At 70.5% G+C, this 24,030-nt stretch carries 18 protein-coding genes and 3 pseudogenes; 10 read left to right on the forward strand and 11 right to left on the reverse strand.

The features are described 5' to 3' along the window. From BL254_RS22975 to BL254_RS23005, 7 genes and pseudogenes are all read right to left on the reverse strand, one after another. A pseudogene (locus BL254_RS22975) lies at nucleotides 1-440 on the reverse strand (IS5 family transposase); the annotation flags it as partial. Between the two features lie 46 nt (nucleotides 441-486). Further along, a pseudogene (gene tnpB / locus BL254_RS22980) lies at nucleotides 487-1,512 on the reverse strand (IS607 family element RNA-guided endonuclease TnpB); the annotation flags it as partial. Beyond that, nucleotides 1,509-2,011 (reverse strand): annotated as a pseudogene (locus BL254_RS22985) (IS607 family transposase); the annotation flags it as partial. The pseudogenes BL254_RS22985 and tnpB, both read right to left, overlap by 4 nt. Before the next feature lie 45 nt (nucleotides 2,012-2,056). After that, nucleotides 2,057-4,375 carry a phosphoribosylformylglycinamidine synthase subunit PurL gene (purL, locus tag BL254_RS22990; protein WP_217699352.1) on the reverse strand — a complete coding sequence of 773 codons (2,319 nt, stop codon included), beginning with the start codon at nucleotides 4,373-4,375 and terminating at the stop codon, nucleotides 2,057-2,059. Between the two features lie 815 nt (nucleotides 4,376-5,190). Continuing rightward, on the reverse strand, nucleotides 5,191-5,358 hold the full coding sequence (locus BL254_RS27445; RefSeq protein WP_157180602.1) for a hypothetical protein: 168 nt from the start codon (nucleotides 5,356-5,358) through the stop codon (nucleotides 5,191-5,193). Nucleotides 5,359-5,398: 40 nt separating this feature from the next. Beyond that, nucleotides 5,399-5,638 (reverse strand): hypothetical protein, encoded by a 240-nt coding sequence (locus BL254_RS23000; RefSeq protein ID WP_047224639.1) that lies wholly within the window; start codon nucleotides 5,636-5,638, stop codon nucleotides 5,399-5,401. An 87-nt stretch (nucleotides 5,639-5,725) separates the two neighbouring features. After that, nucleotides 5,726-6,709, reverse strand: a complete 984-nt coding sequence (locus tag BL254_RS23005) for a DUF3027 domain-containing protein (protein WP_076845111.1) — start codon at nucleotides 6,707-6,709, stop codon at nucleotides 5,726-5,728. 137 nt (nucleotides 6,710-6,846) lie between these two features. Here BL254_RS23005 and BL254_RS23010 point away from each other — a divergent pair, with 137 nt between their 5' ends. The 4 genes from BL254_RS23010 to BL254_RS23025 all read left to right on the forward strand — a co-directional run bounded on the left by BL254_RS23010 (nucleotide 6,847) and on the right by BL254_RS23025 (nucleotide 11,016). Further along, on the forward strand, nucleotides 6,847-8,406 hold the full coding sequence (locus BL254_RS23010) for an MFS transporter (protein ID WP_076845112.1): 1,560 nt from the start codon (nucleotides 6,847-6,849) through the stop codon (nucleotides 8,404-8,406). A 250-nt stretch (nucleotides 8,407-8,656) separates the two neighbouring features. Next, entirely contained in the window at nucleotides 8,657-9,055 is a 399-nt protein-coding gene (locus BL254_RS23015; RefSeq protein ID WP_052914877.1) for a hypothetical protein, read from the forward strand. 132 nt (nucleotides 9,056-9,187) lie between these two features. Beyond that, nucleotides 9,188-10,135, forward strand: a complete 948-nt coding sequence (gene mqnB / locus BL254_RS23020) for a futalosine hydrolase (protein ID WP_076845114.1) — start codon at nucleotides 9,188-9,190, stop codon at nucleotides 10,133-10,135. Nucleotides 10,136-10,179: 44 nt separating this feature from the next. After that, nucleotides 10,180-11,016, forward strand: coding sequence for a 1,4-dihydroxy-6-naphthoate synthase (locus BL254_RS23025; protein WP_076845126.1), 837 nt, complete (start codon nucleotides 10,180-10,182; stop codon nucleotides 11,014-11,016). A gap of 38 nt (nucleotides 11,017-11,054) precedes the next feature. On the opposite strand, the gene BL254_RS23030 is transcribed toward BL254_RS23025, so the two are convergent. Continuing rightward, nucleotides 11,055-11,450 carry a cold-shock protein gene (locus BL254_RS23030; RefSeq protein WP_013871729.1) on the reverse strand — a complete coding sequence of 132 codons (396 nt, stop codon included), beginning with the start codon at nucleotides 11,448-11,450 and terminating at the stop codon, nucleotides 11,055-11,057. 435 nt (nucleotides 11,451-11,885) lie between these two features. Here BL254_RS23030 and BL254_RS27450 point away from each other — a divergent pair, with 435 nt between their 5' ends. Beyond that, complete coding sequence (locus BL254_RS27450) at nucleotides 11,886-12,185, forward strand: hypothetical protein (RefSeq protein WP_175648459.1); 300 nt, start codon at nucleotides 11,886-11,888, stop codon at nucleotides 12,183-12,185. A 21-nt stretch (nucleotides 12,186-12,206) separates the two neighbouring features. Here the strand turns inward: BL254_RS27450 and larE are convergent, their stop codons facing one another. Then, nucleotides 12,207-13,700 carry an ATP-dependent sacrificial sulfur transferase LarE gene (gene larE, locus BL254_RS23040; protein ID WP_338052782.1) on the reverse strand — a complete coding sequence of 498 codons (1,494 nt, stop codon included), beginning with the start codon at nucleotides 13,698-13,700 and terminating at the stop codon, nucleotides 12,207-12,209. Between the two features lie 529 nt (nucleotides 13,701-14,229). On the opposite strand from larE, the gene purS reads away from it, so the two are divergent. The 4 genes from purS (at nucleotide 14,230) to BL254_RS23065 (ending at nucleotide 19,839) form a co-directional block, all read left to right on the forward strand. Continuing rightward, nucleotides 14,230-14,535 carry a phosphoribosylformylglycinamidine synthase subunit PurS gene (gene purS, locus BL254_RS23045; RefSeq protein WP_076845116.1) on the forward strand — a complete coding sequence of 102 codons (306 nt, stop codon included), beginning with the start codon at nucleotides 14,230-14,232 and terminating at the stop codon, nucleotides 14,533-14,535. A 696-nt stretch (nucleotides 14,536-15,231) separates the two neighbouring features. Continuing rightward, a complete protein-coding gene (locus BL254_RS23055) occupies nucleotides 15,232-15,582 on the forward strand; it encodes a rhodanese-like domain-containing protein (protein ID WP_047224633.1) in 351 nt (116 codons plus the stop codon). A gap of 325 nt (nucleotides 15,583-15,907) precedes the next feature. Continuing rightward, nucleotides 15,908-16,699 carry an HNH endonuclease family protein gene (locus BL254_RS23060; protein ID WP_371391249.1) on the forward strand — a complete coding sequence of 264 codons (792 nt, stop codon included), beginning with the start codon at nucleotides 15,908-15,910 and terminating at the stop codon, nucleotides 16,697-16,699. A 287-nt stretch (nucleotides 16,700-16,986) separates the two neighbouring features. Then, complete coding sequence (locus tag BL254_RS23065; protein WP_052914876.1) at nucleotides 16,987-19,839, forward strand: EAL domain-containing protein; 2,853 nt, start codon at nucleotides 16,987-16,989, stop codon at nucleotides 19,837-19,839. Between the two features lie 81 nt (nucleotides 19,840-19,920). Here the strand turns inward: BL254_RS23065 and argS are convergent, their stop codons facing one another. Next, nucleotides 19,921-21,645: an arginine--tRNA ligase gene (gene argS, locus BL254_RS23070; protein WP_076845120.1), complete on the reverse strand. Its 1,725-nt coding sequence runs from the start codon at nucleotides 21,643-21,645 to the stop codon at nucleotides 19,921-19,923. A gap of 339 nt (nucleotides 21,646-21,984) precedes the next feature. Further along, nucleotides 21,985-23,118, reverse strand: a complete 1,134-nt coding sequence (locus BL254_RS23075) for an acyl-CoA desaturase (protein ID WP_076845122.1) — start codon at nucleotides 23,116-23,118, stop codon at nucleotides 21,985-21,987. A 507-nt stretch (nucleotides 23,119-23,625) separates the two neighbouring features. Between BL254_RS23075 and BL254_RS23080 the strand changes: the two genes are divergently transcribed. Continuing rightward, a partial coding sequence (locus BL254_RS23080) for a transposase domain-containing protein (RefSeq protein WP_254858447.1) occupies nucleotides 23,626-24,030 on the forward strand: 405 nt, incomplete at its 3' end.

Consider the following 24,030-nt stretch of genomic DNA (forward strand, 5'->3'; position numbering starts at 1 on the left):
GTGCAGCTTGGTGGTCAGGCCGCCGCGCGAGCGTCCGAGGCCGTGGTCGTCGGGCTCGACTGCGACACCGCCGGGCGGCTCCTTCTGCAGGTCCCCCTTTTCCTCGCTCCGGCGGCGTGCTGGTGGGCCCGGCAGACGGTGGAGTCGACGTTGAGGTCCCAGGTGATCAGGTCCTTGGCATCGGCCCGGGCCTGAAGTTCGGTGAAGATGCGCTGCCAGGTGCCGTTGCGCTGCCAGCGGCGGAACAGGTCGTACGCCCGGCCCCACGGCCCGTACTCGGCGGGCATGTCCCGCCACGGGATGCCGGTACGAACCCGGAACCGTATGCCGTCGATCAGCTGCCGCCGGGTCCATATCGGTGGCCGGCCGGGCTTCTTGCCCGTCGGCAACAGCAGCTCCAGCACGGCCCATTGCTCGTCCGTCAGATCTCCACGCGCCACGAATCAAGATCATCTCACGCCCAGGATCCACTTTCGACACAGGCCCTAGTCCGCAGGACCGGCAGGTGAACGTGCGGTCCGACAGGGTCAGGCCTGGGTGTCGCCAGCCACAGCCGGAACAGGTCTTCGAGCTTGGGTACCAGCGGTCCGCGACGACCAGCCGGGAGCCGTACCAGCCGGTCTTGTAGGCAAGCTGGCGGCGGACCTCGGCCATGCCGGTGTCCGACACGGCGCGGGCGAGGCGCTGGTTACGCACCATCCCGGCCACATGCAGATCTTCCACCACGATCGTGTCGTGGGACTTCGCCAGCCGGGTGGTCAGCGTGTGCAGGCCGTCGCGGCGCTGGTTCGCGACGCGGGCATGGATACGGGCAAGCCGGGCGGCGTGTCCCCGACGGCCCACGCTGCCCGGCTTCGACCGGGCGTAGGCGCGGGACGCAGCCGACGCAGCGAACCGGCGAGATGCTTCGGGTTCGGGATCGTCTCCCCGGTGGATAGCACGGCAAGGTGCTTCACGCCCAGGTCGACACCGACCGGGCCGGCTTTCTGCTGCCGCCGCGACGGCCCTTCAGGTATGTCGCGATCAACCTCAACAGTGAACGAGACGAACCAGCGGCCGGCGGTCCGGGAAACGGTCGCGCCGAGCAGTCAGCCCTTCCCTCCGGCAAGTCGACCCGTGAGCGCGCTCATCGATTCGTGGACCTTCACCCGGCCGATCCGGGGCAGTTTCACGCGCAGGTCATCAGCCGGGCCGTACGCGCCTGTCGTGTAGCGAAACGAGTCGCGTGCCTTCCCGCGCTTCTTGAACCTGGGAAAGCCGACCCGGCGGCCCTTCCGCTTACCGTTGCGCGAGTCCGAGAAGTTCTTCAACGCCCGCGCCAACTGATCCAGGCCGGCGGAGAACGCCTCCTTCGAGCACTCCGGCCACCACGGCGCGATCTCGTTCTTGACCTGGTTCCACCGCAGCCGCAACGCCGGCAGGGTCCACGGCGCCGGGGTCAGCGCGTCGCAGGCCGGCACGATGGGCCTGGTTCGGGTCGAGCGCGAAACGGTACGCCTGGAGAACCTTCACGAGTCCGCCTCGGTGGGAGCGGCGACGGCACGGGCAGCGCGGTTCGCGGCGCCACCGCGGCCATACAGCCGGGCACACATCGATGTGAGGATCTCGGTGATGTCACGGACCAGGTCGTCGTCCACCCCGGCCGGGTCGACGACGAGCAGCCGCCGGCCCTGCGCGGCGAGCGCCGCCTCGACGTACTCGGCGCCGAACCGGGCAAACCTGCCGCGGTGTTCAACGACGATCGTGGTCACCCCGGGGTCACGTAGCAGCGCGAGGAACTTACGGCGATGACCGTTGAGGGCCGAACCGACCTCGGTCACGACCTTGCCGACGGGCAGGTCCTGCCCGTCGGCAAGGCGGTGACCCGAGCAACTTGCCGGTCAAGGTCGCTCTTCTGACCGGCTGACGATACCCGGGCGTACACCGCCGTTGTCCCCGCCACGGCTGGCCTGGCCGGCTCGTCCACGAGGATCAGCCCGCCGACCTTACACGCGGAGACGGGCAGCCTGCCCTCAAGGGCCAGGCAGAGCCCGAGGGCTATACAGGTCGCTGCGGGTCACGTGGTCGGGGTGGGGGCGGCGAACAGGGAGGGCAGGGTGGAGGTGTGGGCGGTTCGCAGGTCGGCCAGGGTGACGGTGAAGGCGTCCTGGACCTCGAGGGTGTCGCCGTCGACCACACCGACGCGCCGACACGGCAGGCCGCGGGCGGCGCACATGTCGGTGAAGCGCAGCTCCTCGGAGCGGGCCACGGCCACCACCGCGCGGCCCGCCGACTCGCTGAACAGCTCGGTGAACAGGTCCGCGTCCCGCGGGAAGACGATTCGGGCGCCGTGCCCGCCCTGCAGGCAGGACTCGACCAGCGCCTGCGCCAGCCCGCCGTCGGAGATGTCGTGCGCCGCGGTGAGCATCCCGTCCCGGGAGCCGGCGACCAGGATCTCGGCGAGCAGCTTCTCGGCGGCGAGGTCGACGGCGGGCGGGCGTCCGCCAAGGTTACGGTGAGTCACCCAGGCCCACTCGGAGCCGCCGAACTCCTCCCGGGTCTGCCCGAGCAGCAGCAGCGAGTCACCCTCGTCCGCGAAGCCGATCGGGACCCGCCGGGCCACGTCGTCGAACAGGCCGAGGACGCCGACGACCGGCGTCGGGTTGATCGGCGTGGCGCCGGTCTGGTTGTAGAACGACACGTTCCCACCGGTGACCGGCAGGCCGAGCCGGCGGCAGGCGTCCGCGAGACCCCGGCAGGCCTCGGCGAACTGCCACATGACCTCCGGGTCCTCGGGGGAGCCGAAGTTCAGGCAGTTGGTCACCGCGATCGGTGTGGCCCCGGCCGCGGCCACGTTGCGGCACGCCTCGGCCAGGGCGAGCTGCGCGCCCGCGAACGGGTCGAGCCGGCTGTAGCGGCCGTTGCCGTCCGTGGCCAGCGCGATGCCGAGGCCCGTCTCCTCCGAGAGCCTGATCACCCCGGCGTCCTCGGGCTGCGCGAGCACGGTGTTCGCCTGCACGTACCGGTCGTACTGGTCGGTCACCCACTCCTTCGAGCACAGGTTCGGCGAGGCGACCATCGTCAGCAGGGTCGCGCGCAGCTCGTCCCCGGTGCTCGGGCGCGGCAGCGCCGCCGGGTCGTCCAGCCGCAGGGCGTCGAGGTCCGCCGGCCGGCGCACCGGGCGGTCGTAGACGGGCCCGTCGTCGGCGAGCGAGCCGGGTGGGACGTCGACGACGACCTCACCATGCCAGCGGACGATCAGACGCCCGCTGTCGGTGACCGTACCGATCCTGGTGGCCAGCACGCCCCAGCGTTCGGCGAGCGCGAGCACCGCGGGCAGCGCGTCCGGGGTGACGATCGCGAGCATCCGCTCCTGGGACTCGCTCGCGAGGATCTCGTGCGGCGCCATCGACGCCTCCCGCAGCGGGACACGATCGAGGTCGACCGTCATCCCGCCGGGGCCGCCGGCGGCGAGCCCGGCCGCGGTCGTCTCGGTCAGCGCGCAGGTCAGCCCGGCCCCGCCGAGGTCCTGGATGCCGACGACAAAGCCGCGGTCGAACAGCTCCAGGCAGAACTCGATGAGGATCTTCTCGGTGAACGGGTCGCCGACCTGGACGGACGGCCGGCGCGCCGGCCCGCCGCCCTCGTCGAAGGTCGCCGACGCCAGCACGGACACGCCGCCGATGCCGTCCCGGCCGGTCTTGGCGCCGAGCAGGACGACCGCGTTGCCGACCCCGGTCGCCGCCGACGTCTGCACCCGGCCGACCGGCAGCACCCCTACGCACAGCGCGTTGACCAGCGGATTGCCCTGATAGGACGGGTCGAAGACGACCTCTCCGCCGATCGTGGGCAGGCCGAGACAGTTGCCGTAGCCGCCGATGCCCGCGACCACCCCGGGCAGCACCCGGGCGGTGTCGGGGGCGTCGGCGTCCCCGAAGCGCAGCGGATCAAGGACGGCGATCGGCCGGGCACCCATCGTGAGAATGTCGCGGACGATGCCGCCGACGCCGGTCGCCGCGCCCTGGTACGGCTCGACGAAGCTCGGATGGTTGTGCGACTCGATCTTGAAGGTGACGGCGAGCCCCTCGCCGACCGCGACCACCCCGGCGTTCTCGCCCATGCCGACGAGCAGCCGGTCACCCGCGGGCGTGTCGCGGAACTGACGCAGGTGCACCTTGGACGACTTGTACGAGCAGTGCTCGCTCCACATCACCGAGTACATGGCGAGCTCGGCGTCGGACGGCGTGCGCCCGAGCGTGCTGACGATACGGGCATACTCGTCGTCAGTAAGCCCGAGCTCACGGTAGGGCTGCACGGTCGCGCCAGGCGCAACAGCGTCGGAAAGTAGCGTGGACGGGACGGTGGGTGCGGTCGGTGTACCGGTCACGCCACCCATCTTCCCGGACGTCTCGCGGCGAAGCCGGCCAGCGCCCGTGAGCCCGGCCAGGCCCGGGAATCCCGACGGGACAAACCTGCTCAGACCCGGTCAGAGATGCCCCGGCCGGTGAACCCCGACCAAGGGGTGGGCACCCCCTTCCGGAGGCTTCCCAGAAGCGCCGGGCCTGGCCCGAAAAGCCACATCCCGGCTGCACCCACATCCATATGATCACCCAATATGATCACCACTGCGTCCAACCGGTTGGCGCCTCAGGCACCGCCTCCGAACGGATCCGGATCCGGCGGGAATCCCCCGGGTCAGCGCGGCCCGCGCTTCAGCCTCCCTGTGCGACCCGCTTCGCAGGTCTGTTGCCAGCTCCTCATCACACAATTCCATCACCCAAGATTGACTTCAAAATTTGCATGTAGTTTGCATGTAGACTGACTGAAGTTGCGAGATGGGAGTAGCCGGCGGAACGGGATCGTCGTACCGGCCGCGCGGAGCTGACGGGTAAGGAAACACCTATTTCTTTGTAAAAGTGCGATCGTGGGATCAATAGCGGTGGTAGACCTCACGGCGGTGAGCGGTGCTGACTACGACGATGACGAGATCGGCATCACGGGGTAGGTAGATTGGACCCGGTAGTCTCCGACCCGCAGGCGCAGGTGCCCGGGACGGCCGACCACGGCCTTGCAGCCGGCCGGACGCGGGTCATCGGTCAACCCGACGATCGCAGCCTCGATACGCCGCCGGGCCGGCTGCGGAATCTTCCGGAGCTCCCGCCAGGCAGCCGGACGAAACTCGATCTTGCAGGGTGCCGCAGAGCCAGAGCTTCAGGAGGCGAGCAGGTCGGTGTCACCGAACTCGGCCAGCACCGCCTCGAGCGGAATGTTCTCCCCGGGCTCCGCCCAGGCCGCGTCGATCGCCTGACAGTCGGCGTCATGCTCGGCCGCCGGATAGTCCTCCTCGTCCCACCACGGGACGACGCCAGGCTCGCTCATACCGCCACGATACGCTGGACGCACCCAACGGAATGCGTCTTCAAGTGGTCCGGTTCAGGTAGTCCAGCCTGCCGTGATCAGCATGAACAGAGAGCAGATGAAGTGCTCGGCTCACCACGGGTCCGTCGCGTAGCCGCCGTTCGGAGAAATGCGGCTCCCGGATACCGGTGATTGCCAGGCCCGTGGCCGTGAACACGAGGGCGAAGTCCTCCAACGGCCGAGTCCAGGCGGCAACCGGCACCGGGGACGGCTCGCCGGCGACGTCGAACTCCGCGTCCATGCCAAGTGCATCGTCGGCCGGGACGAAGAGTCGCCCGGCTGCGGATCGCCGCCCCGTATCGGCTGCTGAGAGAGGCTGGGAGCCGCGTCAGGAGTGGCCGTAGGGCTCCGGGCCGGCGGCGTCCCCGGCCGGGGCCTGGGCGGGATCGTCCGGGACCGAGCCGGGCGGATGCGCGGCAACACCGACCAGTTCCAGGTCGACGGACTCCGCGTCACCCGGATCGTCGTCGTACACCACCGACTCCGGGTGCGCGGACGGCGCCACCAGTGCCTCCGAGTGGGCACCACAGCCGTGGTCGAGCGCGGTCACCCGGCCGTCGTCCGGCGCCATCTCGTTCGCGCACACCCCGAACACCTGCCCCAGGGCGCCGGCGAGACGCACATGGAAACCGCAGGTCCGGCAGGCCGCGGGGGCAACCCGGGCAATGGACGCCTCCGGGCCGGACTCGCCGRCATACCAGCGGGCCACCGCGTCGTCGCGGCCCATCACCGACAGCAGGCGAGGACGGCCGAGGCCGATCTCGTGCCACGCGTCGGTGTCGACGAACTCCTCGACGTCGCCGAGACGCAGCGTCAGGCGCGGGTCGTCCACGGCGGTCGGCAGCAGGTCGCCGACGCCGACGTCACCGGGACGCAGCCGCTGGGACCACGGCACCCACTGCGGGGCGGTCAGCGCCCCCTCGCCGGGCATCAGCACCACATCGTCCACGGTGGCCTTGCGCATGCGCGAGGCGCGCGTCACCACCACCGTCCAGACCCAGTTGGGGTAGGCGCGGGACCGGCAGGCGAAACGGTGCAGGACAAGCCGTTCGCCGTCGGCCTCGACACCGAGATGCTCACCGACCAGGCTGGGATCGCCAGCCTCGGCGAGGGCGGCGGCCCGGGCCTGCTCAACGGCCGCGGCGCACACGGCGTCCAGCGCGGGTGGGCGCGGTGCCCGGGGGGCGCGCGGGGTCCTGGGCGAGGCGGACGGGCGGCTCACCCGAACGGCCCGCGCCGGCCAGTCGGCCCGGTCCGGATCGACGGGCTGGTCCAGGTCGACGGGCCGGTCAGGATCGACGGGCACCGTCACGTCCCCGCTCACCGGTGCCGGGGGTGCTGCCGGGCCGCGCTGTACATCCTGAGCCTCCACGCACGTATTGTCGCCTACACGTTCCGGAACTGCGCTGCGTGGTCGTGATGGCTCTCCTGGGGGGGAGGACACTCAGCATGGTGAACGTGGGTGCCGGTGTCGCCAGGGGGGTGCGGAAGCTGCGGGCCTCCGCCCGCCGGGGCGGCGCCGAACAGTCCGGGCTCGCCTCCCTGATGGAGCTTTCGTTCGTCAACGCGGCTGGGGACGCGCTGGTCACGGTAGCACTCGCCGGCTCGCTTTTCTTCGCGGTGCCCACCGGTGAGGCCCGGTCGAAGGTCGCTCTGTACCTGTTGATCACGATGGTGCCGTTCGTCCTGCTGGCACCGGTGATCGGTCCGGTGCTGGACAGGTTCGCCTATGGTCGCCGAACCGCCCTGGCCGCGATCTGCCTGGCCCGCGGCATGCTCGCCTGGCAGCTCGCGAGCTCCCTCGACGGAGTGGCGGTCTACCCGCTGGCGCTCGGGCTGCTGATGCTGTCGCGGTCGTTCGGGGTGGCCCGCAGCGCGGTCATCCCGCGGGTGACCCCCCGGGAGCTGACCCTGGTGAAGGTCAACTCCCGGATCTCCCTGGTCAACATCGTGGCCGGGGCGGTGGTGGCCCCCGCCGCGCTCGGTATCGCCAACATCCCCTACGTCGGCTATCCGTGGGTGCTGCGGATCTGCGCCATCGTCTACATGATCGGCGTGCTGCTCGCCTTCAACCTGCCGAAACACGTCGACTCCGCCGCGGGTGAGAAACGTGCCTTCCTCGGGACGGGCCGCTTCCGCCGGGACATCACCGGCCGGCTGCGCCGCGCGCTCGGCGGGCTGCCGGTGGCGCTGCGCGCGTCGCTGGTGCTGCGCGGCCTGGTCGGGTTCCTCACCTTCTACCTGGCGTTCCTGCTGCGGACCAGCGGCGGCAACAACCTGTGGCTCGCCGGGCTGGCGATCTGCGCCGGGGTGGGCAGCGGCCTGGGTGTGTTCGTCGGCGGGCGCCTCGGCCGCAAACGGCCGGAAGCGCTGCTGATGCTGTCGCTGCTGATGGCCGCCGGCGGCTGCCTGGGCGCCGCCGTCAACTACACGAAGCTGACCTCGCTGCTCGCGGCCCTGCTGGTCACCATGGCCAGCTCGACCGGCAAGCTCGGGCTGGACGCCATCATCCAGCGGGACGTCGCCGAGGACACCCGCAACTCGGCGTTTGCCCGCTCGGAAACCGCGATGCAGCTCGTCTGGGTCGCCGGCGGCGCGATCGGCCTGATCGAGATGCCCGGCACGCTCGGCTTCGCCGCCGCGTCCGCGGTGGTCCTGGGCACGATGTTCGTGGAGACCCGGGCCCTGCACCGTTCCCGGGCCGCGGCCCGGGAACTGCACAACGCCCCGCGCGCCCCGCACGCCCCGGCTGCTCCGCACGCCCCAGCGACCCCGTCCATGGCTCACTTCGACCCGGGTGCGCCCACCCAGCCGCAGGCCCCGCCCCTGCCGCAGACCCTGCCGCAGCACCCGACCCTGCCGCAGACCCTGCCGCAGTACCCGACATTGCCGCAGACCCTGCCGCAGGCCCCGCCCCTGCCGCAGCCGCCCGCCGCGCCCGACGCCCCAACCGTGCCGCGACCGCCCGTCCGGCGCTGGTGGGTGCGCGGTTCCAGCCGACCGAAATAATCAAAAAAGCGATCAGACGGTACCAGCGGTCGACGGCCACCGGCTCCCACCGCGGCCAGCACCCCGGCCGCCGGCAGGGGCTCCTGGCCACGGCCAGGCCGCCCGTGGTCGAGCCGCTGAGCAGGCGGGTTGAGACCGACAACCCACCCRCGGGATCGCGAGCAGGCCGGCGCCCGACCGTCGGGAACGGTAACCTCCGATCGTGTCCGCATCTCGGCTACTTTTCCRCACTCGGCGGCGACGCCCCGTCGTGCTCGGCCTCCTCGGCGCGCTGATCCTGGTGATCACCGGCTGCGACAAGCCGACCCCGCTGGTGACGTTGCAGTCCGGCGGCAACTTCGTGCAGGCGCACGCCGCCCAGTACGACCGCGACGGCACAGTGATCAAAAAAGGCGGATACCAGGCGCCGGTCCTGCACGCCGCCCCCGGGTCAGTCGTCAACATCGACGTCGCGCAGTCGATCGCCGACAAGGGATACTTCCTGGCGTCCAACGACACCCGGATCACCGACATCATCACCGAGCCGCACTACCGGCTGTCCGTGCCGGACGGGCGCGGCGAGGTGAACCTGACCGTCTTCCAGGCCCCGCACGCCGGCTCCGAGCAGGCTTCCGGGAGCTGGCCGTTCCGGCTCGTCGTCCAGCCGTAGCCCGATGAACCCCAGTCCTGTCAGCCCCGCCCGCACAGGCCCGAGCGGCGGCACGGCGCGCCCCGGCGGCACAGGCCCGGCCGCGGCGTGCCCGGGCCGCACCCGCCCGTCGACTGTCCCGCTGGCGGACGCGTGAGCCGCATCCTGCTCGTCACCGCGATGACAGCCGAGGCGGACGCGGTCTGCGCCGGAATGATGGGGCCGTGGCGGCCCCGACCCGTCACCGGCACGGGCAGTACCGCCGCTGCCGCCGCCGGTACGGGCACGCTGTCGCGTGGCTCGCCGCCGTCGTGGGACCGCCAGCTCCTGACCGCCGTGCGGATCGGCCCCTACCTGGGCCGCCGCTCCGGCGCGGTGACCGTCCTCGCCGCCGGGGCCGCCGGCCCCGCCGCGGCTGCCGGCACCGCCACCGCGCTCGCCACCGCCCAGGCCGCGGGAGAGCCGTTCGACCTGGTCGTCTCCTTCGGGATCGCGGGCGGTTTCGCCGGCCGCGCGGACATCGGCGACCTCGTCATCGCGGACGCGCTGATCGCCGCGGATCTCGGCGCGGAATCCGGCGTCGACGCCCCGCCCGGTGAACCGGGACAACCACCCGCGCCGACGGCTTCCAGCGACTTCCTCACCCTGGAACAGCTCGGGCTCGGATCCTCCACGCTGTCACCTCGCGAGGAAGCCGTCCAAGCCCTCACCGGCATCCTCGCCGGTACCGGACGCCCGGTGCGGACCGGGCCGGTGCTGACCGTCTCGACGATCACCGGGACCGAGCGCCGGGCCGCGGCCCTGGCACTGCGTTTCGGCCCGGCCGCCGAGGCGATGGAAGGGTACGCGGTCGCGGTCGCGACGGCGGTGTACGGCACGCCCTTCGCCGAGATCCGCGCGATCAGTAACACGGTCGGGCGCCGCGACCGGGCCAGCTGGGACGTGTCGGGCGCGCTGGCCGGGCTGAGCGCCGCGGCAGCCGCCCTCACCGCCGGCATCGACACCCTCACCGCGGCCCTGCGCGCGACCAGCTCCGGCGGCCCGGTCAGGCCAGCCGGACCCGCGGAAGCGACGGGACCAGCGACAGGCGGCACATCGTGACCGGGACCGACGTCGGCGAGAGCACGTCGACGTCGACGTCGACGATCCCGACGGCACCGCCGTCCCTGCCGACACCGCTGTCGTTGGCGATCTCTCCGTGCCCGAACGACACGTTCGCCTTCCACGCGCTCACGCACGGGCTGGTCGGGGACGGCACCCCCGTCACGGTGACCTTCGCCGACATCGACGTGCTCAACAGCCGCGCCGCCGACGCCCTCGACGACGTCGTCAAGGTCTCCTACGCGGCCCTGCCCTGGCTGCTGGGCTCCTACCAGCTGCTGTCGGCCGGCAGCGCGCTGGGACGCGGCTGCGGACCGCTCGTGCTGACCGCCGGCCGGGCCGACCTGCGTGGCGCCCGCGTCGCGATCCCCGGCATGCGCACCACCGCCTACCTGCTGTTCCGCCTGTGGGCGCAGGAGCGCGGGGTGAGCGAGATCGACGTCCTGTCCTTCGAGAAGATCATGCCGGCGGTGCGGGACGGACGGTACGACGCTGGCCTGGTGATCCACGAATCCCGGTTCACCTACCCGTCCTTCGGCCTGACCGCCATCGCCGACCTCGGCGACTGGTGGGAGTCCGAAACCGGCCTGCCGATCCCGCTCGGGGCCGTCCTGGGCCGCCGCCACCTCGACGGCGCCGCGCTGTCCGCGGCGGTGCGGGCGAGCGTGGCCGCCGCGTTCGCCGACCCGGCGGCGTCACGCTCCCACGTCCTCGACCACGCGCAGGAGATGGACCCGGACGTGGTGGACGCCCACATTGGCCTGTACGTCAACGACTACACCCTGCAACTCGGCGACGAGGGTTACGAGGCGGTCGAGGCCCTGCTGGGCCGTGCGGCCGCCGCGGGCCTCGTCCCACCCCTGCCCGTCCCCCTACGCTGATCCGCGCCCGGCCCACGCGGGGAGCGGCCGCCGGGCGATCAGACCTCCAGCTCGTCGGCGACCGCGTGAACGACCTTCGCCACCTTCTGGGCCGTGCGCCGGTCGGGATAGCGCCCGCGGCGCAACGAACCCTGCACCTCGTCCAACAGTTTGATCATGTCTTCGACCATGCTGTGGAGCTCGTCCGGGCTACGCCGCGCCGCCTGCGCGGCAGCCTTCGTCACCGACGGCGGAGCCGCGAGCAGCCGCACCGACAACGCCTGGTCGCCACGGCGGCTCGTGGCGATCCCGAACTCGACCCGGTCACCGGGCTTGAGTCTGTCCACGCCAGGCGGGAGCGCGGCCTTGTGGACGAAAACATCACCGCCGTCGTCACGGCTGAGAAAGCCAAAGCCCTTGTCGACGTCGAACCACTTGACTCTGCCGGTGGGCACGGAAGACCTCGTTATGAGTAGCGAAGGGGGACTGTCCGGTGAGATACCGGGGTCTCAAGGCTATCCGGGGACGCGCCGACGAGTGGCCGTCCGTACTTTTTCATCACCGAGCAGTAGCACCCGAGCGATGGTCGCCCAGCTCACCGGCAAGCCTGGAGCAGCCAGGCCTACTGGTCGGCTTCCCCGGTCCAACGGGCTCCCGAACGCGACAAACATGATCGCTCATCCTTTGGCTCGCAGCCCCCAACCAGCCGCCGGCGATGCGACGCAATGATCGAACCGCCTTTGGCCCCACAACCCAGGTTGGCCGCCGGCGATGCGATACAACGATCGCACCGCCTTTGGCCCCACAACCCAGGTTGGCCGCCGGCGATGCGATACAACGATCGCACCGCCTTTGGCCAGGGGGGCCGCGGGATCCGTAGGCTGGTAGGCGTGGACGATCCAGCGGCGCGGGAACCAGAGCCTGCTGAGCCCTCGGGGCGCCGGAGGCGGACGGACCTCTTCGTCCGGGCCGCGGTCGTGTCGTTCGCGATCGGCCTCGTCGCCACCGCGGTCATCATTATCCCGTTCTTCTTCGGGGTCACCGAACGTCCCACCTGGCTCAACGCGGTCGCGGCCGGCGGGCTGACCGTCGGCTTCGCCCTCGCCCTGATCGGGATACTCCTGGCTGTGCTCTCCCCCGCCCCGGTGGACGAGGCCGAACCGGTCGACGCCGAGGGAAACCCGATCTGACCGGRCCGCCCCCGGCCGTTCTCACCGTCCGGCGCCGCCTTCCCCGGACGCTCGCGCCACGGCCGGCAGCAGTTCGTTCATGGAGCCCGACCGGAACCCGCGGGGGTCGACCTCCACCCGGTCGAAGCCCTCGACGGCGGCCAGCAGGTCCGGACGCGCGGCCAGCGCCGCCACCTGGTCGGCGTCCACCTCGACCATTGCCACGTCGTCGAGGTCGCGCACCCGCAGGTTCCGGACGACGAGCCCCGCGGCGGCCAGGGCCACCCGCAGCCCGGCCTCCGCGCGTTCGACCCGGGCCAGCCGGGCCGGCGACACCTCGATGCCGTAGGCGATCCGGCTGGCCAGGCAGGCCGCGGCCGGCTTGTCCCAGGTCGACAGACCCCACCGCCGGGACGCCTCGCGGACCTGCGCCTTGGTCAGGCCGGCGTCCAGCAGCGGGGTACGCGCCCCCCGCTGGGCCGCCGCCCGGATACCCGGCCGGAACCCGGCGACGGCGTCGTCGGCGTTCGTCCCGGTCACCACATGGGTGAGGCCGAGGGAGTCCGCGAGCGGCCGCAGCGTCTCGGTGAGCTCCGCCTTGCAGAAGTAGCACCGGTCCGGCCCGTTGGCCCGGTAGCCCTCGCGTCCCATCTCGTTCGTGGCCGGGGTGAGATGGCGCACGCCGAGCCGCGCGGCGAAATCGGTGGCGGCGGCGAGCTCGGCGGCCGGCAGGGACGCCGAGCTCGCCGTGGCCGCCACCACCCGGTCGGCGCCGAGCGTCCGGACCGCCGCCGTCAGCAGGAACGCCGAGTCCGCCCCACCGGAGAAGGCCACCAGTACCGAGCCGAGCCCGGCCAGCCGTGTGGCCAGGTCGTCGAGCCGGCCGGGCAGCAGATGGGACGACAGCCAGCCGCCGAACGCGGCCAGGTCGGGCAGGACGACGTCGGCTCCGGCGGCGGCCAGTTCGTCCGCCGAGCACGGGCCGGTGGCCACCGCGACGGCCAGGGCACCGGCCGCGTGCGCTCCGACGATGTCACCGACATGGTCACCCGCGTAGATCGTGACATCGTGCTCGATCATGGCCTCGGCCTTCGTCTCGGCGAACCGCCAGCCCTCGACCGCGTCCACCTCGATGCCGATGTGGGTGAGGCTCGCCCGCGCGAGCGGCTCGCTCTTGGCGGTGACGACGACCGCCTGCCCCCCGTGGCGACGCACCTGGGCGACCGCGTCGGCGGCGCCCGGCATCGGCAGCGACACCGGCAGCGCGTGGACGGCGTACAGCTCGCGGTAGCGGGCCGCCGTCTCCGCTACCCGCTCGGGCGGGAACCAGCGGGCGATCTCCTCCTCCAGCGGCGGCCCGAGGCGGGCGGCGGCCGCTTCGCCGTCGATCGCCACCCCCGTCTCGGCGGCCAGCGCGGCGTAGGCGGCGACGACGCCGCGCCGAGGGTCCAGCAACGTCATGTCCAGGTCGAATCCGACGACCGGCCCGGCCGCTCTCGGCGGACCGGCTGCCCCCGAGGCAGGTTGCCTCGGCACGGACACGGGCTGTTCTGGCACGGATGTCGACACACACCCGAGGGTAGTTACCGCCGCCTCGCCACGGGCGCCCACAGCCACAGAGCCCCCGAGCACCGCCCCCGAACACCGTCAATCGATCAAAGATTCGCGATCGATTACCGCCGAATCATGAGAACGAGGGAACAAGCGGCCGCACAGCAGCCATTTCCACACTCGTTTTCCTGATCACATTCACTTTCTTGATCGAAAAAGGCGTACGGTGCCCGGTGGGGTTCGCGGTGCAGGGTGGTGTTCCTGGCGCACCGGCCGTGTCGGCGCATGCGGCCGGGCGGGTACCCATCGGCCCCCCGAACGGCGCACCCGCCCGGGGGACCGATGGGTACGCCCACAGCTCGAGGCTGGCCGCGCAGGCGTGGGCAGCACACCCGCTCCAGGCCCGGACGGCACCGGCGGAACCACGTCCGATGGATCTTCGAGCGCGGGCGACACCAAGCCGACCAACATCCATCAGCCCCGGCCCTGCGATGCACCGATACAGTCTTCAGGCGTGGCCAGGGTCGTTGTGGACGTGATGCTGAAACCGGAGATCCTCGACCCGCAGGGGCAGGCGATACTCGCCGCGCTGCCACGCCTGGGCGTGTCCGGCATCGCCGGGGTACGCCAGGGCAAGCGTTTCGAGCTGGAGGTGGACGGCGACGCCGACGCCGACGTCCTCGCCCGGATCGACCAGCTCGCCGCCTCCCTGCTCGCCAACCCGGTGATCGAGGACTACGTCGTGCGGGTGGAGCCGCCGCAACCGGCGCAGRCCAGCCCCACCGGGGCCAACGCGGTCAGAGCCGAACCCGCCACCTGAGACGTGTCCGGAAGGCCCGCGAGGGCGACCGCACACTGATCGTGGCAACGGCAACCATCACTCCGTGACGAAAAGCGCATGCGTCACGCCGAAGCGCAACGTCCCGAACCAACACATCCACCCCACGGGACCACCCCACCGCCCCGTTCGCGCACCCCTCCGCCTGCCCGGCGGGCCCGGCGGGGCGTGAGCAGCCGGGGCGGGTGGGTGAGTCAGGCCGTCGGGTCGGCTGGGGAGAGGAACATGACCCGGCGTCCGCACGAGTCACAGACGGCAACCCGTGCGTATGGTTCGTCGTCCCCTGGGACGAGATGTGCCAACGGTACGATCCCGCCGCACCACGGGCAGGTGAGCCACGGCCCGTCCGCTCCGCATCCTGATGATTCGACATCGAGCGATTCCACGGTAATCACGGTCCCACCACGGGCCTTGTCGCCGCGGACGAAAAAGCGCCCTCGTGACCACAGCCGGCCGGCCGAGGGACCAAAGACGGAGCGACCATGTCTCTCTCTCGCGCCGCCGGCAGGCCCAAATCCCCGGGATCATGTCCCGCGCAATGTCCAGCGGCCACCTGTCCAGCGGCCACCTGTCCAGCGGCCACCGCGTGATAGCTGCCTGTCCGGTAGCCGCCTGTCCGGTAGCCGCCTGTCCGGTAGCCAACGCCACGGGATGCCGGGCGGATGGCAGGATGGCCGCGTGGGTTCGGATCAGATACCTTCGGTCGCAGTAGATCAACTTCCGACGACGGTCACGCCGGACGTCGGGCCGCTGCTCCTCGACGTCCGGGAGGCGGAGGAGTGGGACGCGGGGCATATCGCCGGAGCGGTCCACATCCCGATGGGTGAGCTCCTCGAGCGCATCGAAGAGGTGCCTCGCGACCGGGACGTGGTGGTGATCTGCCGCTCCGGGCAGCGTTCGGCCGCGGTCACGGCCTACCTGCACCGCGGCGGCTGGCAGGCCCGCAACCTGGACGGTGGAATGATCGCCTGGGACGCCTCGGGCCGTCCGATGGCGAACAACGCACCGCATCCCCCGGCCGTGATCTGACGGTATCCGGCCGGCTCCCCGTGGCCAGGCCGGCGGCGGGTGCGTCCACAACACTCCTGTCCACAACCGGCGCCATCTCACCGGCACGGGCGCTGGACGGCGGGAAACTGGCGTTATGACCCCCGCCGCGTCAGTGCCGCGTCCCCGACCGCCGGCAGATCATAATCAAGGTTGCACGGATCAAAGCCGTGGAGACCAGGACCATGCGGAGCCAGGCGACCGAGGCCGGCGCCGCGGGCGGGGTGGCACCGCGGCTGCCGGCGTCACTGCACATGGGAGCGCGGCCCACGACGCCACGGCCGACGGGGGCCCGATCCGGAACACCGTGGTCCGCARCATCGTGGTACGCGGCGCCGCGGTCCGCGGCATCGTGGCGCGAGGTGTCCCGGCCGACGGCCGGGCACGAATCCTGTCAGCGGCTGTTGCGCTCTGCCTCAGCGTGTTTCTCGCCCTGACCGGATGCGGGACGCTCGACGGCGCGGGATCGCCCGCGGGCTCCGGCGGGACGGCCGGCGGACGCGGCCAGGTCGTCACCATCGGAACCGCCGTCGCCACCCTCCAGTCGATCCCGGTGCACCCGGCCACGACATCGCCGCCGTACCGGCGGGACGAGTTCGGCGCCGCCTGGTCGGACGTCGACGGCAACGGCTGCGACACGCGCAACGACATCCTGCACCGCGACCTGACGCTGGTGACCGTGCGGCGGAACTCGTGCACAGTGCTGACCGGTGAGCTGAGGGATCCGTACACCAACCGGATCGTCCGCTTCGACCGTTCACGGTCCGCGAGCGCCGTCCAGATCGACCATGTGGTGGCGCTGGCGGACGCCTGGCGGACCGGGRCCGCCTTCTGGTCGCCGGACAAGCGGCTGGCGTTCGCCAACGATCCGGAGAACCTGCTTGCCGTCAACGGTCCGACGAACCAGGACAAGAGCGACGACGATGCCGCGCAGTGGCTGCCTCCGAACCGGGGATACCGCTGCCGATACGTGGCCCGGCAGATCGGAGTGAAGGCCCGCTACGGCCTGTGGGTGGACGCGGCCGAGCGGGAAGCAATGATCAGAATCCTGAGCGGCTGCCCGGACCAGCCCGTGCTCGGCGCGACGCAGGCCCGCTGACGGCCGACCAGCCGACCCTGCCGGCCGGTGGGGCTGTCGCGCCTGGTAAGCGATCACACACGAGATAGATGATCACTGTAACGACCTGGACGATCGCATCCACGTCACACTCGTCACATCAGGCCACCAAGCGAGTACAGTTAACTTTTCTGTTACCGGAGGGACTCCCGGTTTCTTCCCCGAATACGTTCGATCAGGCGGAGGCCGTCGAGAACCGACACGGGTGAGGCAGACACGGGTGAGGCAGACACGGGTGAGGCAGACACGGGTGAGTAGGTGAGGAACCGGTGGGACTGGAGGGGGATCGCCTCGATCTGTTCGACCGGCTACAGATCGGAATGGCGCTCGTCGGTGTAGTCGATAATCTGGTGTGGCGGGTGAACGCGGCCGCCTGCCAGATCCTCGGCCGTGGCGAGGCGGAGCTCCTTCGCACGGCCTGGGACGTGCTGATCCACCCGGGCGAGCGGGCGAAACGACCGGACGACGCGTCACTCCACGCGGCCGGCTGTCGCGATGGTCAGCAGGACGTGATCCGGTTCGTCCGCCCGGACGGCTCGGTGGTCCACGCCCTGGCCATCACCACCCTCCTGCGGGACGGCTCCGACCCACGGCCCCACCGTCTCGTTCAGTTCCAGGACATCACCCGGGAGGTGACCGCCCGCCACCACCTGCGGCTGCTGCTGGAGAACGCGCCGGTGACGCTGTTCCTCCTGGACCGGATCGGGCGCGTCGAGCACGCCGGAGGCGGGCGGGACGTCGACCATGCGGGCGCCTCGCGGCCGTCGGCGTCCGAGGCCCTCGAGGCCCTTGAAGCCCTCGGCTCCTTCGACACGCCCAGGGGTCCCGACACCTCCAAGGAGATGACCTCCGGGGGGACGGCCTTCGATGACGTGACGATCCGGCGCATGGCCCGCCGGGCTGCGCGCTCCGGCAAGCGCCTGTCAGGTGTCATCGAGGCGGCTGGACGCCGTTACGACATCCACGCGGTGCCCCTGTCCGCTGCGGACGGCACCGTGACGTCGGTGGCGATGGTCACCACCGACGTCACCGAGCGCGAGCAGGCGCTGGCGGAACTGCGGGTCCGCTCGGCCGAACAGGCGATCGTGGCGGAGCTGGGAGAGCGCTCCCTGCACAACCCCGATCCGCAGCCGCTGTGGCGCGCCGCCGCGCAGATGATCGCCGACCATCTGCGTGCGGACGCCGTCACCGTGCACGAACTGCCCCCCGGGCACGCCGGGCCGTGCCTGGCCACGGCCGTTGGGACGCCGCCCGAACCCGGCATCCTGGTCACGTCGGCGCTCGCGACCCGCGGCCCCGTCCACGCCGACCGCATCCCCGCCTCCGACCGGCAGGACTCGCCGCGGCAGGCAGGCCCGCACAACCAGCCAGGTTTTTTCCGGGACCAGCAGGATTTTCAGGACCAGCAGGGCACGCGCAACGGGCAGGGCCCACCGCAGCGGCGGGACGACGGCCAGGGGGCGCCCTCCGGTGGATGCTCCGGTCTGGCGATCCCGATCGGCCGGCCCGACGACCCGACCGCGATCCTCACGATCTACCGCGGCACGCCGCCGGCCGCGTCCGGCCCTCCCGGCCCGGCCAGCACCTTTCCGGACCGTCCGGAAGGGCCGATCGTGCCCGCGGCAGACGCCACTGGCACGTCYGGCTCCGACTCCAGCTCCGGCTCGTTCACCGATCGCGAGGTCGGGTTCGTGCGGACGGTCGCAACCGTGCTGAGCGCGGCGGCCATCCGGTACCAGGTCGAACGCGACGCCAACCACCGTGCTCTGCACGACGAGCTCACCGGGCTGGCCAACCGCACCGCACTGTTCGAGCGACTCGGCCAGGTCCTGAAGCCCGGCCGCCCGGACCAGGACCAGCCAGCCCGGGGCAGGCAGAAGCAGGACGGGCAGAAACAGTGCCGGCAGCGCCGGACCGGGCTCCTGTTCGTCGACCTCGACGGCTTCAAGGGTGTCAACGACTCGCTGGGGCATCACATCGGCGACCGGCTGCTGTGCGAGGTGGCCACCCGCCTGCGGGGCGCCGTCCGGCCCGGGGACACCGTCGCCCGCCTCTCCGGCGACGAGTTCGCCGTCCTGTGCGAGGAGATCCAGGCGGAAGCCACCCTGTCCACCATCGCCGAGCGGGTCGTGACCGCCCTCTCCGAACCCATGATCCTCGACGGGTGCCAGGTGAGCGTCAGCGCCAGTGTCGGCGTCGCTCTGTCCGGGCCGGCCATCCCCGACCCCGCCGGCCTGCTACAGGCCGCCGACATCGCCATGTACGGCGCCAAGCACCAGGGCCGCGGCCGCTACCTGCTCTTCGAGGAGAGCATGCGCAGCACCTCCCTGGACAGGCTCACCACCGAGAACGACCTGCGCAACGCCCCTGGCACGGGCGATCTCCGGTTGCACTACCAGCCCGTTGTCAGCCTCGGCGGTGAGATCGTCGGAGCCGAGGCTCTCCTGCGCTGGCAGCATCCCGAACGCGGCCTGCTGTATCCCGAGGCGTTCCTCCCCCTCGCCGAGGAGACCGGGATAGTCGTCCCGCTGGACCGGTGGGCCCTGCGTACCGCCTGCCACACCGCGGCCACCTGGGCGGCTACCCGGGCGGCGGGTCCGCCACCGGCATGCCCGCCGCGCATCAGCGTCAACGCCTCTATCCGCCAGTTCACCGACCCCGGTTTCCTGCCCGAGCTCGAGACACTTCTGCGGACCACCAACGCCGACCACCGCTACCAACTCTGCCTCGAAATCACCGAGAGCGCCCTCAGGGACGACGACGAGACCGTCACCAGCACCCTACAGGCCGTGCACGCCCTCGGCGTCGCCATCCACGTTGACAACTTCGGCACCGGCCATCTGTCCCTCACCCGGCTGCGCGGCCTGCCGCTCGACGGTCTGAAAATCGACCGCCGGTTCATCGGCGGGCTGATCGACGATCCCGCCTCCTACGCCATCGCCGCCGCCGGCATCCAGTTGGCCCACGCCCTCGGCATGACCGCCATCGCGAAGGGGGTGGAGACCCCCGAACAGCTTGCCGCACTCACCGATCTGAGCTGCGACCTTGTGCAGGGCGACTACTTCGCCCGCCCCGAACCGCGTCTGCCCGCCCGGCAGACAGCCGCCGCCGGCCAGCCGTGACGAGCCGGGTCCACGGCCACGGTCGGCCCCAGCGACCGCGGCCACCAGCCAGGAATCATGGCCTGTGGCCGGGAAATCCGGTCACATCCGCTCGGGCGCGATGATACCGAGCAGGCCCAGGCCGGTCGCGAGGGCGCGCCGGGTCAGGTCGCACAGGGCGATCCGGCTGGTGCGGACCGGCTCCTCGGCACGGAGAATAGGGCATTTTTCGTAGAAATTCGTGAAAGCGGCCGCCAGGCTGAAAAGATAACCCGCCAGCCGGTGGAACTCGAGCGAGTCGACAATGCCCTCGACCACGTCGCCGAAGCTGAGCAGCTGAACGGCGAGGTGACGTTCCTCGGGCTCGCCGATCCGGATGTCGGCGGCGGTGACCGGATACGTGAGCCCGGCCCGGCGGAACACCGAGCAGATCCTCGCGTGGGCGTACTGCAGATAGGGCGCGGTGTTCCCGTCGAAAGCCAGCATGCGGTCCAGGTCGAAGACGTAGTCCTTTGACCGGTCGGTCGAGAGGTCCGCGTACTTCACGGCACCGATCCCGATCGCCTGGGCGACCTGCGCGCGGGTCTGAGCGTCCAACCCGGGATTCTTCACGGCGATGACGTCGGCCGCCCGGGAAACCGCCTGCTCCAACAGGGCGACGAGCTTCACGGAGTCGCCGGCCCTCGTCCGCAGCATCTTGCCGTCGGCGCCCAGGATCGACCCGTGCCCGATGTGCTMGGCCCGCACGGGCGCGCGAAGCCAACCGGCCTCCCGAGCCACCTCATAGATCATCTCGAAATGYTGGTACTGCGGCAGGCCCACCACGTAGAGCAGCCGGGTCGCGTGCAGGTCACGGATCCGGTGACGAATCGTCGCCAGATCTGTGGTCGCATACCCGTAACCGCCGTCCCGTTTGCGCACGATGAGCGGCAGGGGCTCACCGTCCCGGTTCTTGAACCCTTCCGGGRAGGCACACAGGGCGCCGTCGCTCAGCCGCAGCAGCCCCAGCTCGGTCAGCTCGTCGACGACCGGGCCCAACTGGTCGTTGTAGGAGCTCTCTCCGCGGAAGTCCGCCTCGGTGAGCAGCACACCGAGCTGGGAGTAAACGGTCAGGAAGTACTTCTTGGACTCGCCGACCAGGACGTGCCAGAGCCGGCGTGTCGTCGGGTCGCCGGCCTGGAGCTGGACGACCCGCAGCCGGGAACGCTCCTTGAACGTCTCGTCCGCGTCGAACTTCACCCGGGCGGCCCTGTAGAAGGCGTTGAGATCGCCGACGGAAAGCTCGTGGGCGGCCTCGGACTCGCCGATGTCGAGCAGATGCTCGACCAGCATGCCGAACGGCGTGCCCCAGTCCCCGATGTGATTCTGCCGGACGACCTGATGGCCCAGCCAGCTCAGCAGCCGCACCGCCGCGTCCCCGATGATCGTCGACCGGAGATGGCCGACGTGCATCTCCTTGGCGGCGTTCGGCCCGGAATAGTCGACGACGACCACCTCGGGCTCGGGCACCGGCGCGACGCCGAGCCGCTCGTCGCCGAGCACCTCCCCGAGCAGGCGCTCCAGCGCGGACGCGGCCAGGTGCAGGTTGATGAACCCCGGCCCGGCCACCTCGACCGTCTCGCACAGGTCGTCGAGCTCGGCGGCCCCGACCACTTCGGCGGCGATGTCACGCGGGTTGCGACGAAGGCGGCGGGCCAGTGAGAGGGCCGCGTCCGCCTGGTAGTCCGCTCGCTGCGACCGCCGGATGGCAGGATCGACCTGTTCGCCGGCAACGGCCGTGAAGGCCGCGCCCAACCGCTCGTCGAGAAGACGTTCCAGGCTCGTCACGCCCGTGAATCTACCGACTCGGCGCCCGGCCCGGACCGCCGTGCGCGACCGCACCCACCGATCCGCGCCACGTGCCCGCCGGCCGGGTCCGCGATGCCCACTTCGAGGAGGCTCAGCTTCGAGGATCTCGAGCGCTCCCGGGCGCGGATCTCAACCATGCTCTCGACGGGACGGGCCGACGGCACCGTGGCGGGTTGTCGGCTATACGTTCCGGTCGGCTTTCGGGACGGGCGCTGTGATGGACGAAGAGGTCCGCGCMGGCCTGTCATGACCGCGGTTACAGCTCACGCGGCCCCGGCTGTCGCGGCCCGTGCGGCAGTGGCCGGGATGGAGATCCGATCAGGCCGCGGAGGACGCCCCCCGCGATTCCACCGCACCGGCTTCTTCGTTTTTGTCGGTTTCGACAGGCCGTCGAGCGGGGCCTGGAAGCGCCAGTCGCAGAATGCGCTTCCACACGCTGGACGTCTGCCGCAGCAACGGGCCGGTGTTGTAGGGAAGGCCGAAACGTGCGCACAGGGCGCGTACCTCCGGCGCGATCTGGGCGTACCGGTTGCTGGGTAGATCGGGAAAAAGGTGGTGTTCGATCTGAAAACTCAGGTTCCCGCTCAGGACATGGAACAACGCGGAGCCCTCGATGTTGACCGAGCCCAACATCTGCCGCAGGTACCACTCACCGCGGGTCTCCCCCTCGATCTGCTCCTCGGTGAAAACCTCGACCCCTTCCGGGAAGTGACCACAGAAGATAATCATATGAGCCCAGACGTTACGGATGGTGTTGGCGGTGAGGTTACCGAACAGAACGGGCAGGAAAGYCGGACCGGCGAGCAGCGGGAAGGCCACATAGTCCTTGAAAACCTGACGTCCTCCCTTCCGCAGCGCTGTCGACAGCTGAGCCAGGGTCTCGGCCCAGCTCTTCTCGCCCCGCCAGGCACGTTCGAGTTCGGAGTCGTAGATCGCTATTCCCCACTCGAAGACCATTGCAAGCATCAGGTTGTACAGCGGCTGGGCGAGGTAGACGGGATGCCAGGGCTGCTCCGGGTGGACCCGCAGCGCACTGTAGCCAATGTCCCGGTCCTTGCCGAGAACGTTCGTGTAGGTGTGGTGCACATAGTTGTGGGAATGTTTCCACTGCTCGGCGGGAGACGCGGAGTCCCACTCCCAGGCAGTGGAGTGGATCTCGGGGTCGCGCATCCAGTCCCACTGCCCGTGCAGAACGTTGTGCCCGATCTCCATGTTCTCCAGGATCTTGGCAGTGGCCAGCATCGCGGTGCCCGCCAGCCACGCCGGGGGCAGYAGGGAGGCGAACATGACCGCCCGTCCACCCGCCTCCAGGCTCCGCTGAACGGCGATCACCCGGCGGATGTAGCGGGCGTCGCCCTCCCCCAGACCGGCCAGGATCTCCTCGCGGAGCCGGTCGAGCGCACGACCGAACTCCTCGACATCCACAGCGGTGAGCTGGGTCGTGCCTTCCATACGCATCTCTCCTACAGAGTGTCGTCTCTCTCCTACATAGTGCTGCCAGCAAGATCACGACCTCGCGCGGGAACCTCCCGACTACCACCGTGCGTTTCCTCCCGGTCGTCGGAGGTCGGGAATGGTGCGAGCTCTGCCCGATACACGGCCGGAGAAACGGATCTTCCCGACCTGCACCTCATCCGACAGCGGACAAGCTAGTTATTACTAACAGTAGAAAGTTCAATCACTTTAAGCAACATGGATCTTGTCTGTCATAGCCACTGGCGAGACCGAGGAGTGTCAATGGACGCATTCCGCAAGAATTCATTCCCTTTACCTCTATATCGGAATCGACCAGCCCTTTCCGTGCCGCGCATCCGCGGGAGTGAGCCGGGTGTACTGCCGTCAATGCCGCTAAGATAAGAACGGGCGCCGACAAGATCAATATCTGCTTGATCRTTTCAGTGCGGTTTTTGGCGTATGCACTCGGGCGGTGCGTCATACTTCCATGCGCGGACCACCACGATAGAATGGATTGTGAATTCGGCAGACGAGTCTTCGGCRGCAGGCCGCCTGACCGACCATATTTCTGTGGGCGTGCTCGCACGGGTGATTTCACGAGAGGTCGTGGACGAGGTTCTCGTCGAGACCGGTAAAAAAGAGCAGCGAGTCCGGCGGCTTCCCGCACACGTCGTCGTCTATTTCGTGGTGTCCCTCGCGGTGTTCCGGGACGGCTACGAGGAGGTCATGCGCCGCCTTGTGGGCGGCCTGCGGCTCATGCGCGTGTGGCGGGACGAATGGACAGTGCCGTCGACGAGCGCACTCAGCCAGGCACGTGAACGTCTGGGAGAGGAGCCACTCAAAATGCTATTCGAGCGGGTCGCGGTCCCGCTCGCGAAGCTGAGCACGCCAGGTGCATGGTTGCGTTCG

Source organism: Protofrankia sp. BMG5.30 (genome assembly GCF_001983005.1).
In the GTDB taxonomy this organism is placed as follows: domain Bacteria; phylum Actinomycetota; class Actinomycetes; order Frankiales; family Frankiaceae; genus Protofrankia; species Protofrankia coriariae.

Excerpts from the sequence above, each read along its gene's own strand:
- purL (WP_217699352.1), bottom strand. The coding sequence starts at position 4,375 with ATGGGTGGCGTGACCGGTACACCGACCGCACCCACCGTCCCGTCCACG.
- BL254_RS27445 (WP_157180602.1), bottom strand. The coding sequence starts at position 5,358 with ATGAGCGAGCCTGGCGTCGTCCCGTGGTGGGACGAGGAGGACTATCCG.
- BL254_RS23000 (WP_047224639.1), bottom strand. The coding sequence starts at position 5,638 with ATGGACGCGGAGTTCGACGTCGCCGGCGAGCCGTCCCCGGTGCCGGTT.
- BL254_RS23010 (WP_076845112.1), top strand. The coding sequence starts at position 6,847 with ATGGTGAACGTGGGTGCCGGTGTCGCCAGGGGGGTGCGGAAGCTGCGG.